A 15,526-nucleotide genomic window follows, 5' to 3' on the forward strand; every position below is an offset into this window, starting at 1 on the left:
GCCGGTGCCGTAGTATTTCGCGAACCATGCGGCGACTGGCATCTGTTGCGATCCGGTGGCTGCGATGGTGGACATGGGGTCACGCAGATCGTGGCCCGCGTGCTGCCCCATGCGGGGCCCGCCGTTGTGCTGGGCGAGGAAACCCGCCACTGTGGACAGCCCCGCGCCGCCTGCGGTGATCGTGTGGACAGGCTCATCGGCACCATTGAACGGCTTCTGGCTGTTGCGCATCGTCATGATGTGCGGGGCGATCAGGGCGGAATGGCCGCCGCCTGCAAGCACTGTCGGGTGTGGCGCATCAACAGACAATTCGCGGCGTGCCGTGCCTTTCAGCGAAAGCAGATGCGGCACAATCAGTTGGTTCTGATCCTTACGGCTGGCTGTGATCGTGTGCATCGGATCGGCCATGTCGCGCACCGCGCCGCCGTGCTGGGCGTAGGTCAGCACCGGGGCCAGCAAGCCGAGTGGGGCTGCACCACCTGGCTTCTTGATCCAGCTGTTCGCGGTGACGGTCGGCATAGGTTCGCGCATATCCTGCCCGGTTGCGCCGCCGTTAAATCGGGTGATGCTGGGCGCGATCAGCGCATGCTTGCAGCTTCCCGCCACGACCGTTGCCAGCGGCGCGGCAATGTCTTGGGTGCGCGGGGCTTGGCCGGGGCGTTCGCCATAGCCGACTTCGACCAAAAACGGCCGTTCCGCCTCGATCACATAACGCTTCATGCCGCGCGCGATGCGGGCAAGGGTGTTGTCTGCCAAGGGGCGCTGCGACCGCAGGCCGTGCTTAGCGAAAACCTCATCCTTGCTGTCGAAGATCGACGGGCAGGCGATGGACCAATCAATGCACTCTGAGGCGGTGCGCCACGGCAGCAGCTTGCCGCGCTTGACCTCGGCGCTTTTCGGATCGCCGTGGGTGGGCTTCGGCCAGATGATGGCGCGGCCATCGCAGCGCGCGACCAGAAAGAACCGCTTGCGGATGGTTGGGGCACCATAGTCGCAGCCGCGCAACTCGCGGTGCTGGACCTTGTAACCCGCATGGCGCAGGCGGCGTTTCCAATCGTCAAAGGTTTGGCCGGCGAACTCGCGGATCGGATGGCCTTCATTGTCGATTGGCCCCCATGTCAGAAATTCTTCGACGTTCTCCATGCAAATCACATCGGGCTTCACATGCTCGGCCCACCGCACAACCACCCACGCCAGATCGCGCACGTTGCGGTCGCGCGGGGCACCGCCCTTGGCCTTGCTGAAATGCTTGCAGTCAGGTGAAGCCCAAAGCAGCCCGACCTTGCGACCTTGCGTGACGGCGCGCGGCTCCACGTCCCAGATGTTGCTGTCGAGATGCAGGGTGTCGGGATGGTTCGCGGCATGTAGGGCGAGAGCGGCGGTGGAATGGTTGATCGCAACATCCGGGCTGCGACCCAAGGCCCGCTCTATGCCAGTGCTGGCACCGCCGCCGCCCGCGAAGCTGTCGATGATCATCGGAGCGATGTTCATGCTGCTGCCAGCTTCCTGAAGCGAAGCATGGCGCGGACACGATCAACCGCATCGCTTCCTGCCAACTCGGCGGCCATCTCGACATCTAGGCGCTCGAATACCGGGCCTAACAACGGGTTCATTTCAGCGCATTGCGCCGATAAATGGAGGCACCGCTTGATACGGTCGAAGCGCGCTTGGCGCTGACGCTCGATGTTCATTTTCGGCTCCAATATGCTGCGAGAATGACGCCTTCGGGATCACCGCCATGTGCGATGTCGGCGTCTTTGATTTGCTTGGTGGTGAGCGATACTAGAGAGCTGGCACGACCCTGCGGCGCGGCGATTGCGGCTGGGGTCTGCCCCCCGGCGCGAGCCGTTACCCATCCAAGCTCCAACTCGTCGCGGGCCCGGTGCTTGGCATGATTGATCGGTGTTGCCATCACCGGCCCCGTGTTTTGAATGGGCCGGGATCTGATGCCTCAATGGCTGTGACAAACGCGGCCTTGGCTGCTTCCCAAGTTGACACCCGAGGCGAGAATTTACCGGATTTCCAGTTGGCCCAAGTCGAGCGCGCGATTCGGGCCGATTCGCATATAGCCTGTGGAGTGACACCGCATTGTTTCGCGGAATCCTCCATATCCTTGACCTGATCGGGGATTGTTCTACCTCCGGTCATAACAACACCGTGATGTTGTCTATTTTGCTGTCTATCCCGATAGAGACAGTCGGCATATGGTTGAGAGGTTGCGCTTTGCTCGCGTGAAGGGTGTTAAAAATGACCATTTCAACCACCAACCGCAGAAAGTTGAGCGGCTCCCGCGCGTGCGAGCCGCGCCGCTTTCATGGCATCTTCGGCCCGCTTGACCGTGCGCGGGAGATGTTCCTTACCCGCTTCGGTGTTCCGAACGAAGTTCGGATCGCCCATGTAAAGACGCCCGAAGGTGGATGGCTTCATCTTGAAGTCCGCAAGGAACTCCCGGATCGCCGTTATGAGGTCTGGGTATGCCATAGGAGCGATAATGTAGGTTTAACCCTACATCGTCAATAGGTTTCAACCAATTTGATTTACGAGGGCACTAAGTGTCAAAAAACATTATGGATTCTGGTGACATCATTGCTGCAAATCTGACCCGACTTATTGCGGAGAAGGACACGAACAATCGTGCCGTCGCCGACAGTGCGGGGCTGAACCCAACCGGAGTGCGCGACATAATCACCCGCAAAGTGAAGAACCCCACTTTTGCAACTCTGATCAAAATCGCAGAAGTTCTTGGTGTCAGCATCGAGGACGTCATAGGGGGAAGCGCACGAAGCCTGACGCGCCACATGATCGCTGTCGCCGGTCGCGTTGGCGCTGGCGCGCTGGTGCCGCTGATGGATAGCTATGCAAAAGGCGATGGCCTATTCCATGTGGTCTGCCCGCCGCAGCTCAATCCTCATGGCATCGTCGCGGTTCAGGTCGAGGGCGACTCCATGTCTCCGATGTATCAGCCCGGTCATGTATTGTTTTACAGTCGCGCCACACATGAAGGCATCCTCAGCGAGGATGTGGGCCTTCCCTGCGTTGTCGAGGATCAAAATGGCATGGCTTGGGTCAAGCAAGTCAAGCGAGGCACTGAACCTGGACTGTTCCATCTAATCTCCCTGAACCCAAACTCTGAATCTGCATGGGATCAGCGCATCAGGTGGGCGTCTAGGGTGTTGTTGGCGTTACCCGAAAACATGGCAGGCATAGAATGAGCAATTTAGCATACCCGTTCGGCATATTTGTGCTTGGCGCAGCGATCTGGGCTGGAATGCATACGGGCAAGGAAACCCCGGAGGTCGCTCATAAGCACTGGCAGACAGCCGGCTTTATCATTGCTGGCCTTGGCATGATCGCTTCACGGCAATTTTTCATGGGTTACTAGGTGGAATTAGCCACAGGTGGAAACACCGCGCTCTGCGATCTCATGCCACTTTTCACCCAATGTTGCCTTGGCATCGACGGCATTTTGGTAGCCAGCATCCCCAGCCCTCAGCATGACAACACCCAAGGAAGCGTCATGTGATCCGGTTATTATCGTATTTCTTCCGCCAAATGTGGTGTTCGACTGACCGTAGATGGTGTTTCCGTATCCCCGGTAAGTCGAGCTTGTCGTAGCGTAGGTTGGGCCGGTTTGATAAACATCCACATTGTTGGAGCTATCAGCCGCGACAATATAGAAGCGACTATATCCGCGCCGCAAGGTCTCAGCGGCGGCCATTTTCACCGCGACGCCTTGAGCACCAGCCCCACCGCAAACAGGTGCCGCGCTGGTGTTGATGATGATCCTGTTCTGAGCGAGTGGGACGACTGATGTTGAGGTGCAGCCCGCGATCAAAAGCACCGACAAGAGGCAATGCACTCTAAACTTCAACATGCGATGATTCCTAATCAAATAACTTCATCAGTCTGCCATCCTTGGTTGTGATTGATCAAGGGGTACGACAGCTTCGACAAAATGTTCAACTAAAGATGGTTTTAACCTACCTGATCCATTGACGTAGGTTAAAACCTGCAATAGCGTAGCCCCACAACCAGTGGAGGTTACATGTCGGTTCTTTCCGCCGTTCTCGCCGAACAACAGCGCCTGATCACAACCCGGAGTACCGGGAAATGATGGGCTTTACCGAAATGCTTGGGCTGGAGCACACCCCGGCACGCGCCGCGATTGCCGCGCGCTCTTTGTCCTATGGATCGACGCAGAATACCGGGGCCGCGCAATACCACCGCGACGCCTTGGAAGCCCTGTTGCGCGACTTCCTCTGCAATGCAGGGCCAGCTGCCGCAGCGCCGATCCTTGCCGATGCTGTTGGCGATCTGGTCGCTTCGGGAAAATGGTCGGAGTCCGACGCCCGCACCGTTCTTTACACCGCAGATCGCCGCATCGACCGGGTGTCGCTGTGATCAGGGCAATCATCATCGTCATGGGCTTTAGCCTGTTGGCTGGCGGCTTCATCGACAAGGCGTTCAGCAACTCCAATGTCACGGTCATGCAAGCCGCCGATACGGGGGTGTGGCATGTCGTGGATTGATCCAGCCGGGCCGGAATGGCGCGAACTGCTGGCAGGTTCCAGCGCCCGCATGGCCGAACAAGATGCAGCTGAAGAACGCGCGTTTTCGCAGGCACAGGACGCCCGCGCCGCCGCTGGCTGGGACTGCCCGGCCTTGGGTGTTGACCCAAGCGCAGGCGGTTTTCAGGGAGTCACCGGCTACGCCACCATGTTGGCGCGGGGTGATTGAGCATGATGCGCCAGCCAACGCCCGCGCGCGCCCTTTACCGCTGGTGGAATGATGCCCTCGCCGGGATGGCCCCGCCTATCCATGACGGACTCGCCGAGCTTGGGTTTTACAAGACGCGCCTCGTCAAAGGCGGCCCGTGGGCAGCTGTGGAAATCAAGATAGAGCGCGACGTGGATCTTGATACCGGCGAGCTGACCGCGCCCGAGCGCCTGATCGCAATCTGTGACGGAGAGCGCCGCAACGCCGCTCGCCTCTGGACCTATCTCACCCCCATTTCGCGCGAAGAACACCGCGCGCTGCGCGATACGCAGGGTCGCGTTTACGACCTGCAAACCAAAATCAACCTTATGAAAGGGGCCGTTGGTCCGAATGGATAATCTACAAAATGATCGTGCCGTAATGGGCGACAATAACCCGCCCCTGATCGAGCCGGAATTGCTGGGGCAGTGCAAAGCCAAGGTCAGCGAGTTTTCCGCTAAGGCGACCGAATGGCTGGAGCTTGGCGAAATCCAGAATGGAGAGCAGTCTGGCCTGCTGGTCGATTTCATCACCGGCGCGCGACAGGTGACGAAGCGCATTGATGAAGCGCGCGTATCTGCCAAGCGCCCCTACGACGACAGAGCCAAGGCTGTTCAGGCGGCTTTCGCGCCGATGCTGGATGAAATTGATCGCTGTGTAACACGGTTGAAACCGATGCAGGCGGCATGGCTTAGGATCGAGCAGGCCCGCCTTGATGCGGGGCGCGAAGAAAAGCGCCGCGCTGCCGAGGAACTGCGCCAGCAAGCCGAAGCCGCCGAACTAATGGCCAAAGCCAACAACTCGATTGGCGGCGAGATTGAGGCGGAGCGGCTGACGAAAGAAGCCGACGACATGCAGAAGGCCGCTGACCGCGAAGTGAAGGCACAGGCCAAGTCTGCGTCAGGCGCTGGTCGCACCATGTCCACGCGCAAGATCAAGGTCGCCAAGATCAACAATCAGAACGCTGTCTACATGTTCTTCCGCGACCGCATCGAGGTGGCGGACATTTTGCAGCGCCTTGCAAATGGCGCAGTCCGTGCTGGGCAAGTTGTTCCCGGCACCATGGTAGATGAAGTGGAGTCCGCGGCATGAGCGATTATTTTGACGGTGAAGTGCAAGGCTCTGATTTGACCATGCTCCAAGGTTCATCGAGCGTAGCTGTTCTGATGGCGCAGGCGGAAATCACGCAGGCCGTGACCACGGCTCGCGCTTTCCCTCGCTCGATCAAGATGGCCTGCGACCGCATTATGTCCCTTGCCACGCTAGATGCCGAAACCGCTGCTGAATGCATCTATGCCGTGCCCCGCGATGGCAAGGCGATCAAAGGGCCGAGCGTCCGCTTCGCCGAAATTGTTGCGTCTCAGTATGGCAACTGCAACAGCGGCTCGCGCATCGTCGCGGTTGACCGCGTGGAAAAGGTTGTGATTGCCGAAGGCGTGTTTTGGGACTTGGAAACTGGAAGCAAAATCACCAAGCAAATTCAGCGTCGTATCTCAGGCAAGACGGGGAAGATTTACTCCGATGACATGATCACCACCACAGGCAACGCAGCGGCATCTATCGCTCTGCGGGAGGCCATCTTGAAGGGCGTACCAAAGGCAATCTGGCGTAGGGCTTACGAGCGTGCCGATCAGGTGACGCTTGGCAAAACTGAAACCATTGTCCAGCGCCGTCAAAATGCCATTGCCGCATTTGCCGCATGGGGCATCGTGCCAGAACAAATCTTTGCATCACTTGAAGTGGGTGGTTTGGACGACATTGGGCTTGAGGAAATCAGCGTTCTTACCGCCATGTTCCGTGCAATCAAGGCTGGCGATCAAACTGTGGAGGCGTATTTCCCACCGAAGGTTGATGCTGTCGCCGCACGGCAGGCCGCCAAAGGCACCGCTCGAAAACCCGTAGATGATACGCCTCTGCCGGGTCCGAGTGCCTCCATCGAAAAGCAGGCGGAACTCACTCCGCCAGCGGCTAATGTGGCCGCTGGCCCGGCCGAAGAAGAAACACCTAATCCCGAGCCAGCACAGAAGGCCAACACCAAGCCCCGCGCTGATGTCCAATATGTCGAGGACAAGGCCGCGACCAAAGCCGCCAAGGCCGAGCCGGAACGCACCGCCGAAGCCCCGGCGCAAGCCTCGATGCTGGATGAAGCCCCAAAAGAGATTGATTGGTCGAAGAACCCCTTCGCCCACGCCTTCATGGCCGATGTCAAAGACATGGGTTTTGAGGGTGCCGTGGATCTGCATGACCAGCAAATCGCCCAGATCAAGGACGAGAAGCCGGGCCTCTACGCATACATCGTGGCCGAGTCCGAGAAGCTGGCAAACGCCTGATCAGCACAGTGTCGAGCTAAGGCTCGACACCCCCTCCCACAAAAAAATCATTGAGGAACAGATGGCAGACAATCCCGATCAGATCGACGTGCATGTCGGAGCCGCAATGCGGACTTTGCGCCTGAACGCTGGCTTATCGCAACAGGCGATAGGCGATGCAATGGGCGTCAGGTTTCAGCAGGTTCAGAAATACGAGACGGGCAAGAACAGGATCAGCGCATCGCGACTCAAGCGCGCCGCCGATGTCCTTGGGGCCTCGATCAACGATTTCTTTCGCGGGCTGGAAGATGAGCCGGGCGAAAGTGACATCACCGCGATCTTGGCAGACGCCGGGGCGCTGGAAACCGCCCGCAAAATTCACGCGATGCCCGATCTGGCCCGGCAAGGCCTGATCAGCATCGTGGCAACAATGGCCGCACACGCGGCCTAACCCACCCGCGCCCAGCGGTTCTGGGCAGTCTCCCTCAACTACCCCCGGCGCAGTGCCGGGGGGCTTTTTCAGAAGGACGAACCAATGTCGAAAGTTTTCACCAAGGCACAGCTGATCGCGGGCATTGCCACCCACTCAGGCGAAACCAAGAAATTGGTCACGACCCTGCTCGAAAGCCTTGAAACTGTCGTGAAAGCCGCCGTTGCAGGCGGTGAAGTCGTCTCTATCCCCGGCGTGGTCAGGCTGGCGCTGAAAAAGCGCGAGGCGCGCATGGGCCGGAACCCGGCCACGGGCGAGCCCCTGTCTATTCCGGCCAAGGAAGTTGTGGCCGCGAAATCTTTGCTTGGTCGCTGACGCTTTGGTGTGCAGCCCCGTGCGGGCTGCCATCTCAAGAGACAGGAGACTTTAATGAGCCGAGCAGTTGAAGAATGGGTTGGTAAAACCGACGACACGGCAATTCCGCCGCGCGTCAAACTTCGCGTGTTTGAGACGCATGGCGGCATCTGCTATTTGACCAAGCGCAAGATCCTGCCCGGCGATGATTGGGACTGCGATCATGTCTTGGCGCTCTGCAATGGCGGCGAAAACCGCGAGTCCAACCTTTCTCCAGCGATCCGGTCCGCGCACCGGGCAAAGACCGTCAGCGATGTGAAGAAGCGCGCCAAGACAGATCGCGTCCGCAAGAAGCATCTGGGCCTGCACAAGCCCAAGCACATCATGCCGGGGTCGAAGGACTCCAAGTGGAAGAAGCCATTGCACGGCCCCGCTGTGCGGCGTGACAAGGTGGATTTCTGATGGAGTGGTCGCCGCAACAAGCCGCCGCCCTCGATGATGTCGGCACATGGCATAGCCAGTGCCTGATCGAGCTGCGTGCCGGGCAGAAGCTATCGCGCCCGGTTTTCTATCTGGCAGGCTATGCAGGCACCGGCAAAAGCACCCTGACCAAGCACATCGCGTCCCAGATCGACGGCAAAACCGTTTACGCCGCCTATACCGGCAAAGCGGCGATGGTGATGCGCAAGAGTGGCTGCGACGGCGCGCTGACAATCCACAGCGCGATGTATGAGGCAAAGCAGGACGAGGATTCCGGCGAGGTTTCATTCGACTTCAACAAAGAAGGCCCGTTCTCGCGCGCGGCGCTGATCGCCATTGATGAATGCTCGATGGTCGATGCGCCCATGGCCGAAGAAATCCTTTCCTATGGCCGCCCGGTGTTGGTTATGGGCGATCCAGCCCAGCTTCCACCCGTCACCAGTGACCGCGACCGCGAGAACGGCACCGGGGCCGGATATTTCACGTCCCGCACCCCAGATGTGATGCTTACCGAGATCCACCGGCAGGCAGCCGGAAACCCGATTATCCAACTCGCCAGCGATGTGCGCGAAGGTCGCCCATTGCGCATCGGCCTGTATGGCGAAAGCCGCGTGATCAGCAAATCCGACATCACCGCCGCAATGGTGATGGCCGTCGATCAGGTGTTGGTCGGCAAGAACGATACCCGTGGCGCCTATAACGCCCGCATCCGCGAACTGTTGGGCCGCAGCAACTTCCTGCCTTGCCCCGGTGATCGGCTGGTCTGCATCAAAAATGACCGCAAGACCGCAATTTTCAACGGCGGAATCTTCCGTGTTGGCAAGGTCAATCCGATGAAGAAGGGCCGGGCCGCAAACGGTGAAATCGTGATGATCCTCGATAACGTCGATCAGCCCGAGCGCGATCCCATCAAGGTTTGGGTCAGGCATGAATGCTTCAACGGCAAGCTTGCCGGTCTGCCGTGGCAGGCACGCAAAGGGCTGCAAGAGTTTGATTATGGGTATGCCCTGACGGTTCATAAAGCCCAAGGCAGCCAGTGGGATGATGTCCTGCTGCTGGATCAAAGCGCCACGTTCAAGGCTGACAACCGCCGCTGGCTTTACACCGGATTAACCCGCGCCGCCGAGCGCATCACCGTCGCAATTTGAGGAGTGAAACAGTGCCATCTGCTGAAAACATAGGATTCAAGGGCGGCATCACCAGCGCCGAGGCTGCGGAAAAAACTGCGCCGATTGCTGAAAATTACCGTGCCCGCGTCCTGTCTGAAATCACAAAGACAGGAGGAAGCACCGCCGATGAAATTGCGGCCGCGCTGCGTGCGTCAATCCTGACTGTGCGCCCGCGTGTGAGCGAGCTGCACAAGGCCGGGCGCATCCGCGATACTGGCGCGCGGCGGGCTAACTCGTCTGGTCACAGGGCAGTGGTTTGGGGGCTGTTGGCATGAGCATTGGTGCATCTGCAGAGTCCATGCTGGCGCATCTGATGGGAGGCCACCAAGATGGCAGCTATCCGATGGATGCGGGAGACTTCGGGCGCTGTGAGCGTCAGCTTTATCTTCGGCCAGAGCTTCGCGTGCGTTTGCGCGAAATGGCCGAGGTGAACGCCTATTGGGCGGCGCTGGTGCCGCGCTGGGATGAAATTAGGGCTCTGGAGCCAGATAAGCAAACCGCCCTGATCAAGTCCATCCTCGCGCCGATACAGAAGGCAGATCCCGGCCATGCGCAGTTTGGCCCAAACGCCAGCATCAGCTTCGGGCCGATCACCTTCAAAGGTGAGCCGAAGGAAGATGAAGAAGCGCTTTTCACGCGGGCGGTGATGCTGGTCTGGGAAGCTGGGGTTTGCAGCACGTCATTCGTGCAGAGGCGCTTGGGTATCGGCTACAACCGGGCCGCCGCACTGATCGAGCGCATGGAAGAAATGGCTATCGTGTCGAAGCCAAACCATGTCGGCAAGCGCGAGGTGCGCAGCCCCGATGATCTACGGGCTGCCCTAAACATTCGCCAAGAGATTACCGACATCGCGGGCGATGAAGCCGCGCCAATCTTGCTCAAGGCGTTGATTGCTGGCCTGAAACCCAAACCCGAACAGGAGAAGCCCACAATGGCAGGCAAAGGCCACAATTCCGGCGATGTCACCGCCGCCTACAATGTCAGCGCCGACGAGCTGCGCCAGTTCATCGAGCGCGCGGAGCAACTTGCGTCCGAGAAGAAGGACGTGGCCGAGCAGGAAAAAGAGCTGTTCGCGGAAGCCAAGGGCCGCGGCTACGACACGAAGGTCATGCGCAAGGTGATCGCCCTGCGGAGGCGTAAGCCGGATGAGATTGCGGAAGAAGAAGCTATCATCGAAATGTATAAATCAGCATTGGGGATGCAATGAGCGAAGCTCAAGACGACTTGTTTATCAAACGCATTAAGGTCGAGGTCGGCGCGCAGGAACTATTCGCGGATATGGTGCGCCACGATAACTTTGCCCGCATCCTTGCCGCGATGGACGCAACCAAGGCACTTTTGCCCGGCATGATGCTGGCCCGGCATGTTGTTTCCGAGTTGATGGCGAAGGCAGACCAAGCCGCATCCCAGCGCACCTATTTTGCGGCATCGCGGGCCGGGGTCAAATTGCACGAGATTGTTCGTATCGGCTGCGAATCCGAGAACGACGCAATTTGGGTTGTCGCCCATATGGAAGGCGGTGCGACGTGATCGCCGATTCTAATCCTTGCGGCTACCCTATCTGCCCGGCTGCAATCAGGATTGTCTGGTCGCCCGAGTTCACCAAGCGTCAGGCGGCAGCATGGCTGGGTGTGGTGGGCGCAACTGCTACCCGCTGGGCCGGGCTCGCGGGATTAGACCCGCGCGTAAATGCGCGTCCAGCTAAACAAATCTCTGCGCGTGCCGTGAGGGAAGCTTGGATGGATCGAACGATCAACACATCCGAGGCGGCCGAGAAGCTGGGTCTGAGCGTCCAATCTCTCTACAAAAGGTCGATCAAGATGGGCCTTCCCCCGCGCAAATCGGGCGTTGTGCCGAAGCCTTGGCCCAAAGATTTCAATGCGATGTGGGCAGCAGGGATCACCACCCGCAACATGGCGACTATTTGCAATCGTGCGTCTTGCTCGCATATCACGATTGAGGCGAAGCGGCGAAAGCTGCCGGGTCGCAAGATTGGCAGCAACAGCAAGCCAACTTCGCCCGCGCAATACCAAGACATCAAACTGCGCGCGGCGATGGCGGCAACCGCAGCGATAGAGCGGTCTCATTGGGAAAAATCCGGCATGGTCGATGGCAGTATCTACGAACGAAAAGCAGCATGACCACCCATCAAAAAGGAGAACAAGATGCCAGAAGTTAAATCCAAGATGTTCAGCCACGTCGATTACGAAAATGGCACGCTGAAAGTCACCATGCACGGCGGTAAGGTCTATCACCACGATGGGGTGCCGGAGGCAACCTATCAGGGCATGTTGGCTTCGCCTTCTGCTGGGCAGTTTTACAACGGCCAGATCAAGAAGGCCCATCCGCACCGCAAGACGCCTACCTAAAGCGCGATTTGCTGCACCACCCTTTGCAAATGCTCCAGATCAGCGCCAGCACCATAACGCTCACGCTTGATCTGGTGGCCCATCAAATCCATGCGGATGCGTTCATCCACTCCAGCCGCCAGCATCCGATCCTCGAAGCTGTGACGCAGGCAATAGAGGCTGTGCTTGTCGGTTTCGAGCAGCTTGTTCTCGCGCATGTATTTGTTGATCGTGTCGGAGAGCGAACTCTTGTCAGCATATTTAGGGAAGCCGTTTGGGAACTGCCGGAACGCCTCCAGGCTCACACCAACCAAAGGAATGATGCGTTCGGAATGATCTGTTTTCAGTTTGCGCCCGACTGCCTCGATTTTAATGTGCGGAACATTGGAATCCAGTCTGATCTGCGCAGCTGTCAACCCAGAGCCTTCGCTTGGCCGGTATCCGGTGTTGATCATCCCAAGCATAATACAGCGGGCCTCGGAATTGAGCCCATCCAGCGCGCCGGGTGCCAGCAAGGTATCGGTGATCCAGCCTCGCGAAAATGGCGGCCGGGTGTTGGCCTTTCCCGCCTTAAACATCAGGCGCGCAGAGTTGAAAAGCAAAGGAATGTCGTTGGCCCGCGCCACATCTTTGATCGTGGCCAACAGAAACATCAGATCCTTGTTTGCGCTGGCTTCAGAGATTTCTCCGGCCACGATTTTATCCGCCAAGTACCCCCGGAATTTCATCAGATCAGCGGTGGTGATCTTGGCGATGTCCAAGTCAGAGGCGTGCTTGACGAAGGCCGCGATAGCTTTTTTTCTGGGGTTCTCCCAGCGCCGGATTTGTGGAGGGCTTTTCCCTGCCGTTCTGTCTTTGGATATTTTCCAAAAATCATCCAGCGCGCCAGAGACGGTGAGCTTGGGGGTTGGGGCTCCGCCCAATAGAGCTGCGGCCTCCTGCACGTCGATCTTACCTCGCGGCGTGACTACTGCCTCGACGCGATTAAGAATTTCCTCCAATGGCAACCGCGCGACCTCGGCGGCTTGCAGATAACGATAGCCCCGCGCTGCGGCAAGGTTCTTGGCTGCGGCGAGCTGAGCATTTGCATCAGTTTGAGCGCCAGCCAGCTTTGCTTCCCAAGCCTCGATCATGTGATCCCAGACTAATGGGGCTTTTCGGGCCGCGACGGCTTCGCTGTCGGTGTGCAGGGAAAGCGAGACATATTCGCGTTCTTCCACTGCCGCATACCTGCGAGGCACGCGCTTTCTGATATGAAGGGTGGATTCGCGCCGAATAAACTTCATCAGGGCATCATGCGCGAAGTCGCCCTATGGCTGCAAGGGTGCGTTGTGATGTTAAATGTGAACCAAAATGTGAAGCAAAGCAGACTTATCGCTATAAAAAACCTACGCATAGCCGCAAGAAATGTGCAAATTTGCGTTAAATATCATTAACATAGTTGAAATCATTCGGCGGATTGCACGAAACCCGATGCGGAATTCGGGACCGGAGTTCGCGCGAATTCCGGCTTGGGGCAGGCGATACGCGCAATTTCAGCTAAATTGCACAGATGCACGATTTCTGCCATGGTTGGTCTGTACGCTCAGAGAACACATCCCTGCGTGTCGCTGACATTGTTGCCCATATGCATTGAAATTAACCAAAGGTGGCTGACTTGGCCGAACCCAGCCTTACCCGCACCGCGACCGGAACCATTGGCAATGATGTCCTGACGGTGCAGCAGGTGTTAACGGCGGGTGAGTTGATCGCCTCTGGAGCGGTGCGCAGTTACGTCACGACGCTGACGGGTTATTCGGGAAATGATACGCTGACAGGCTGGCAAGGCCCTTCGAATTGGGCAACGTTTTTCAGCACTGCCCTTCCCGGTGAAACCTTGACGATGCGCACAATGCTGTTGGGTGGCGATGGTCAGGATTTGTTGATATCGGCCAAACGGTTTTCGGGGCTGACGGCGACGCAGGAGGCCGCCTACAGCCTTGCCGAAACCCTGTCGGGTGGTCTTGGCAATGACGGCTATCAGTTGAACCACACCGATATCAGGGTGATTGACGTGGCGAATGGCGGCACCGATCAAGTGTTTGTCACACCGACCTATTTGCTGCGCGCCGCGGCTTTGGGGCGCAGCAGCATCAGCATGGCCCCGATGCTGAATGTCGAGAACCTGACGTTGCAGGGCACGCGCAGTTTCAATGTGACCGGGTCTGACTTGGCCAACACGATCACGGGCAATTCGGGAGCCAATCGCGTGCTCGGCGGTCTGGGCAAGGATTCGCTCTATGGTGGCGGCGGCGCGGATCAGTTGTGGGGCGACAGCGCGGTGCTGGCGGGCCCCGGTGGCGATGATCGGCTGTTCGGCGGCACCGGCGCAGATAGATTGTGGGGCGAGGCGGGGAACGACTATCTCGATTCCGGCTATGACAACGATTGTCTCTATGGCGGCGACGGTGCCGATACCCAAAACGGTAATTTCGGCGATGACAGCCTGTTTGGGGGTAGTGGTGATGATTCTCTGATTGGCCTGAATGGCTTGGACAAGTTGAGCGGCGATGCTGGCAATGACCGACTGTCTGGCGGTCGCGATGGCGATATCCTGTCGGGTGGGGACGGTGATGATGCGCTTTATGGTGGAACCGAAGATGATACGTTAGACGGCGGCAGCGGCAACGATCTGCTGATCGGCGATGGCGGAAATGACCACCTGAGGGGGGGAAACGGCGACGACATTTACCAGCTAGACAGTGCGGCGGATCAGGTGGTTGAGCTGGGGGGCGAAGGCTACGACATCGTGCGCTCGTCGGTGATCGCGCTAAGTGGCGGTGGTTTGGCGCAGGTGGAGGTTTTGCAGGTGCAGGGCGCGCAGGACCTCGATCTGTCGGGCGGTGGTCAGGTGATACTGATGATCGGCAATGCGGGCCGCAACACGCTGACCTCGGGTGGGATCGATGGCGAAAGCCTGTATGGCGGGGCGGGCAATGACGTGCTGCTGGCGCTGACAGCGTTCAATCGGGTGGAGTTGTATGGCGGCACCGGAGATGATCGCTATTTCCTGTATGACCCGGCGCTGGATCAACTGCATGAGGCCGCCGATCAGGGCTTTGACGTGGTCGAGACCGAAAGTGCCTCACTGGATGCGAGTTCGGGCGCGACGTATGGCCAGAATATCGAAGTGCTGCGGCTGCTTGGCTCGGCGCTGTGGGATCTGACTGGCGGTGGCTCGGTGCAACGGTTGGAGGGCAACGCGGGGGCGAACCATCTGACCGGGGCGGGCAGTGCCGAGTATCTCGACGGCGGCGCGGGCAATGACACGATAGACGGCGGGGCTGGCAATGACACGTTGACGGGCGGCGCCGACACTGACGAATTGCGTGGCGGAGCTGGCAGTGACCGCTTTGTGTTCGATCTGATCGGCAGTGGTGGCGTCGATTATCTCGATGATTTCGAGCTGGGCGATGTATTGGATCTGCATGATGCTGCGGCCACGATTGGCCCCGGACTGCCACTGATCGGCGCGGGCGTTGGTGTTTACAACGGGATGGCGGTGTTGCTGTACGAATTTGATTTCAACGGCGATACCACTGTCGATCTGGCGTTCTATTCCCGCAATGTGATTGGGCTGACGGATTTGCTGGCCGGGTTTGGCTGACGCCATCTGATCGGTGGCCTTGCCCCTGCGGGTGC

At 58.7% G+C, this 15,526-nt stretch carries 23 protein-coding genes and 1 pseudogene; 19 read left to right on the forward strand and 5 right to left on the reverse strand.

Annotated elements, in window-relative coordinates; all coding sequences use genetic code 11:
• The 3 genes from Q7V03_RS21065 to Q7V03_RS21075 all read right to left on the reverse strand — a co-directional run.
• The coding region (locus Q7V03_RS21065) for a DNA cytosine methyltransferase (protein ID WP_304927544.1) at positions 1 to 1,491 on the reverse strand (1,491 nt) is incomplete at its 3' end.
• The gene (locus Q7V03_RS21070; RefSeq protein WP_304927545.1) at positions 1,488 to 1,691 is read right to left on the reverse strand and encodes a hypothetical protein; all 204 of its coding nucleotides are present in this window, start codon (positions 1,689 to 1,691) and stop codon (positions 1,488 to 1,490) included. The genes Q7V03_RS21065 and Q7V03_RS21070, both read right to left, overlap by 4 nt.
• Entirely contained in the window at positions 1,688 to 1,912 is a 225-nt protein-coding gene (locus tag Q7V03_RS21075) for a hypothetical protein (RefSeq protein ID WP_304927546.1), read from the reverse strand. Before Q7V03_RS21075 ends, Q7V03_RS21070 begins: the two co-directional genes overlap by 4 nt.
• 335 nt (positions 1,913 to 2,247) lie before the next feature.
• Here Q7V03_RS21075 and Q7V03_RS21080 point away from each other — a divergent pair, with 335 nt between their 5' ends.
• On the forward strand, positions 2,248 to 2,520 hold the full coding sequence (locus Q7V03_RS21080; RefSeq protein ID WP_304927547.1) for a hypothetical protein: 273 nt from the start codon (positions 2,248 to 2,250) through the stop codon (positions 2,518 to 2,520).
• A gap of 32 nt (positions 2,521 to 2,552) precedes the next feature.
• Positions 2,553 to 3,212, forward strand: coding sequence for a S24 family peptidase (locus tag Q7V03_RS21085; RefSeq protein WP_304927548.1), 660 nt, complete (start codon positions 2,553 to 2,555; stop codon positions 3,210 to 3,212).
• A gap of 176 nt (positions 3,213 to 3,388) precedes the next feature.
• On the opposite strand, the gene Q7V03_RS21090 is transcribed toward Q7V03_RS21085, so the two are convergent.
• Positions 3,389 to 3,874, reverse strand: a complete 486-nt coding sequence (locus Q7V03_RS21090) for a hypothetical protein (protein ID WP_304927549.1) — start codon at positions 3,872 to 3,874, stop codon at positions 3,389 to 3,391.
• Between the two features lie 236 nt (positions 3,875 to 4,110).
• On the opposite strand from Q7V03_RS21090, the gene Q7V03_RS21095 reads away from it, so the two are divergent.
• The 16 genes and pseudogenes from Q7V03_RS21095 to Q7V03_RS21170 all read left to right on the forward strand — a co-directional run bounded on the left by Q7V03_RS21095 (position 4,111) and on the right by Q7V03_RS21170 (position 11,866).
• Positions 4,111 to 4,401 carry a hypothetical protein gene (locus Q7V03_RS21095; RefSeq protein ID WP_304927550.1) on the forward strand — a complete coding sequence of 97 codons (291 nt, stop codon included), beginning with the start codon at positions 4,111 to 4,113 and terminating at the stop codon, positions 4,399 to 4,401.
• The gene (locus Q7V03_RS21100) at positions 4,398 to 4,529 is read left to right on the forward strand and encodes a hypothetical protein (protein WP_304927551.1); all 132 of its coding nucleotides are present in this window, start codon (positions 4,398 to 4,400) and stop codon (positions 4,527 to 4,529) included. The genes Q7V03_RS21095 and Q7V03_RS21100 overlap by 4 nt, the downstream gene beginning before the upstream one ends.
• On the forward strand, positions 4,516 to 4,737 hold the full coding sequence (locus Q7V03_RS21105; protein ID WP_304927552.1) for a hypothetical protein: 222 nt from the start codon (positions 4,516 to 4,518) through the stop codon (positions 4,735 to 4,737). The genes Q7V03_RS21100 and Q7V03_RS21105 overlap by 14 nt, the downstream gene beginning before the upstream one ends.
• 2 nt (positions 4,738 to 4,739) lie before the next feature.
• Positions 4,740 to 5,114, forward strand: coding sequence for a hypothetical protein (locus Q7V03_RS21110; RefSeq protein WP_304927553.1), 375 nt, complete (start codon positions 4,740 to 4,742; stop codon positions 5,112 to 5,114).
• Positions 5,107 to 5,847: a hypothetical protein gene (locus Q7V03_RS21115; protein WP_304927554.1), complete on the forward strand. Its 741-nt coding sequence runs from the start codon at positions 5,107 to 5,109 to the stop codon at positions 5,845 to 5,847. The genes Q7V03_RS21110 and Q7V03_RS21115 overlap by 8 nt, the downstream gene beginning before the upstream one ends.
• Positions 5,844 to 7,085, forward strand: coding sequence for a hypothetical protein (locus Q7V03_RS21120; protein ID WP_304927555.1), 1,242 nt, complete (start codon positions 5,844 to 5,846; stop codon positions 7,083 to 7,085). The genes Q7V03_RS21115 and Q7V03_RS21120 overlap by 4 nt, the downstream gene beginning before the upstream one ends.
• A gap of 61 nt (positions 7,086 to 7,146) precedes the next feature.
• Entirely contained in the window at positions 7,147 to 7,515 is a 369-nt protein-coding gene (locus Q7V03_RS21125) for a helix-turn-helix domain-containing protein (RefSeq protein WP_304927556.1), read from the forward strand.
• An 84-nt stretch (positions 7,516 to 7,599) separates the two neighbouring features.
• On the forward strand, positions 7,600 to 7,869 hold the full coding sequence (locus tag Q7V03_RS21130; RefSeq protein WP_304927557.1) for an HU family DNA-binding protein: 270 nt from the start codon (positions 7,600 to 7,602) through the stop codon (positions 7,867 to 7,869).
• Between the two features lie 54 nt (positions 7,870 to 7,923).
• The gene (locus Q7V03_RS21135; RefSeq protein WP_304927558.1) at positions 7,924 to 8,310 is read left to right on the forward strand and encodes an HNH endonuclease; all 387 of its coding nucleotides are present in this window, start codon (positions 7,924 to 7,926) and stop codon (positions 8,308 to 8,310) included.
• Positions 8,310 to 9,476, forward strand: a complete 1,167-nt coding sequence (locus Q7V03_RS21140; protein WP_304927559.1) for an ATP-dependent RecD-like DNA helicase — start codon at positions 8,310 to 8,312, stop codon at positions 9,474 to 9,476. The genes Q7V03_RS21135 and Q7V03_RS21140 overlap by 1 nt, the downstream gene beginning before the upstream one ends.
• A gap of 11 nt (positions 9,477 to 9,487) precedes the next feature.
• Positions 9,488 to 9,772: a winged helix-turn-helix domain-containing protein gene (locus tag Q7V03_RS21145; RefSeq protein WP_304927560.1), complete on the forward strand. Its 285-nt coding sequence runs from the start codon at positions 9,488 to 9,490 to the stop codon at positions 9,770 to 9,772.
• A gap of 143 nt (positions 9,773 to 9,915) precedes the next feature.
• Positions 9,916 to 10,278: pseudogene (locus Q7V03_RS21150) on the forward strand (DNA translocase FtsK); the annotation flags it as partial.
• 150 nt (positions 10,279 to 10,428) lie between these two features.
• Positions 10,429 to 10,704, forward strand: coding sequence for a DUF2312 domain-containing protein (locus tag Q7V03_RS21155; protein ID WP_304927613.1), 276 nt, complete (start codon positions 10,429 to 10,431; stop codon positions 10,702 to 10,704).
• The gene (locus tag Q7V03_RS21160; RefSeq protein ID WP_304927561.1) at positions 10,701 to 11,027 is read left to right on the forward strand and encodes a hypothetical protein; all 327 of its coding nucleotides are present in this window, start codon (positions 10,701 to 10,703) and stop codon (positions 11,025 to 11,027) included. The genes Q7V03_RS21155 and Q7V03_RS21160 overlap by 4 nt, the downstream gene beginning before the upstream one ends.
• 209 nt (positions 11,028 to 11,236) lie before the next feature.
• Entirely contained in the window at positions 11,237 to 11,638 is a 402-nt protein-coding gene (locus Q7V03_RS21165; protein ID WP_304927562.1) for a hypothetical protein, read from the forward strand.
• Between the two features lie 24 nt (positions 11,639 to 11,662).
• Entirely contained in the window at positions 11,663 to 11,866 is a 204-nt protein-coding gene (locus tag Q7V03_RS21170; RefSeq protein ID WP_304927563.1) for a KTSC domain-containing protein, read from the forward strand.
• Here Q7V03_RS21170 and Q7V03_RS21175 read toward each other — a convergent pair.
• Entirely contained in the window at positions 11,863 to 13,131 is a 1,269-nt protein-coding gene (locus Q7V03_RS21175) for a tyrosine-type recombinase/integrase (RefSeq protein WP_304927564.1), read from the reverse strand. The genes Q7V03_RS21170 and Q7V03_RS21175 overlap by 4 nt on opposite strands.
• A 371-nt stretch (positions 13,132 to 13,502) precedes the next feature.
• Between Q7V03_RS21175 and Q7V03_RS21180 the strand changes: the two genes are divergently transcribed.
• Complete coding sequence (locus Q7V03_RS21180; RefSeq protein WP_304927565.1) at positions 13,503 to 15,491, forward strand: calcium-binding protein; 1,989 nt, start codon at positions 13,503 to 13,505, stop codon at positions 15,489 to 15,491.
• The last annotated feature ends 35 nt before the right edge of the window (positions 15,492 to 15,526 follow it).

The organism is Cypionkella sp. (assembly GCF_030652235.1).
Classification (GTDB): Bacteria; Pseudomonadota; Alphaproteobacteria; order Rhodobacterales; family Rhodobacteraceae; genus Cypionkella.

Excerpts from the sequence above, each read along its gene's own strand:
- Q7V03_RS21070 (WP_304927545.1), bottom strand. The coding sequence starts at position 1,691 with ATGAACATCGAGCGTCAGCGCCAAGCGCGCTTCGACCGTATCAAGCGG.
- Q7V03_RS21075 (WP_304927546.1), bottom strand. The coding sequence starts at position 1,912 with ATGGCAACACCGATCAATCATGCCAAGCACCGGGCCCGCGACGAGTTG.
- Q7V03_RS21080 (WP_304927547.1), top strand. The coding sequence starts at position 2,248 with ATGACCATTTCAACCACCAACCGCAGAAAGTTGAGCGGCTCCCGCGCG.
- Q7V03_RS21090 (WP_304927549.1), bottom strand. The coding sequence starts at position 3,874 with ATGTTGAAGTTTAGAGTGCATTGCCTCTTGTCGGTGCTTTTGATCGCG.
- Q7V03_RS21095 (WP_304927550.1), top strand. The coding sequence starts at position 4,111 with ATGATGGGCTTTACCGAAATGCTTGGGCTGGAGCACACCCCGGCACGC.
- Q7V03_RS21105 (WP_304927552.1), top strand. The coding sequence starts at position 4,516 with ATGTCGTGGATTGATCCAGCCGGGCCGGAATGGCGCGAACTGCTGGCA.
- Q7V03_RS21110 (WP_304927553.1), top strand. The coding sequence starts at position 4,740 with ATGATGCGCCAGCCAACGCCCGCGCGCGCCCTTTACCGCTGGTGGAAT.
- Q7V03_RS21115 (WP_304927554.1), top strand. The coding sequence starts at position 5,107 with ATGGATAATCTACAAAATGATCGTGCCGTAATGGGCGACAATAACCCG.
- Q7V03_RS21120 (WP_304927555.1), top strand. The coding sequence starts at position 5,844 with ATGAGCGATTATTTTGACGGTGAAGTGCAAGGCTCTGATTTGACCATG.
- Q7V03_RS21125 (WP_304927556.1), top strand. The coding sequence starts at position 7,147 with ATGGCAGACAATCCCGATCAGATCGACGTGCATGTCGGAGCCGCAATG.
- Q7V03_RS21130 (WP_304927557.1), top strand. The coding sequence starts at position 7,600 with ATGTCGAAAGTTTTCACCAAGGCACAGCTGATCGCGGGCATTGCCACC.
- Q7V03_RS21135 (WP_304927558.1), top strand. The coding sequence starts at position 7,924 with ATGAGCCGAGCAGTTGAAGAATGGGTTGGTAAAACCGACGACACGGCA.
- Q7V03_RS21140 (WP_304927559.1), top strand. The coding sequence starts at position 8,310 with ATGGAGTGGTCGCCGCAACAAGCCGCCGCCCTCGATGATGTCGGCACA.
- Q7V03_RS21155 (WP_304927613.1), top strand. The coding sequence starts at position 10,429 with ATGGCAGGCAAAGGCCACAATTCCGGCGATGTCACCGCCGCCTACAAT.
- Q7V03_RS21160 (WP_304927561.1), top strand. The coding sequence starts at position 10,701 with ATGAGCGAAGCTCAAGACGACTTGTTTATCAAACGCATTAAGGTCGAG.
- Q7V03_RS21165 (WP_304927562.1), top strand. The coding sequence starts at position 11,237 with ATGGATCGAACGATCAACACATCCGAGGCGGCCGAGAAGCTGGGTCTG.
- Q7V03_RS21170 (WP_304927563.1), top strand. The coding sequence starts at position 11,663 with ATGCCAGAAGTTAAATCCAAGATGTTCAGCCACGTCGATTACGAAAAT.
- Q7V03_RS21175 (WP_304927564.1), bottom strand. The coding sequence starts at position 13,131 with ATGAAGTTTATTCGGCGCGAATCCACCCTTCATATCAGAAAGCGCGTG.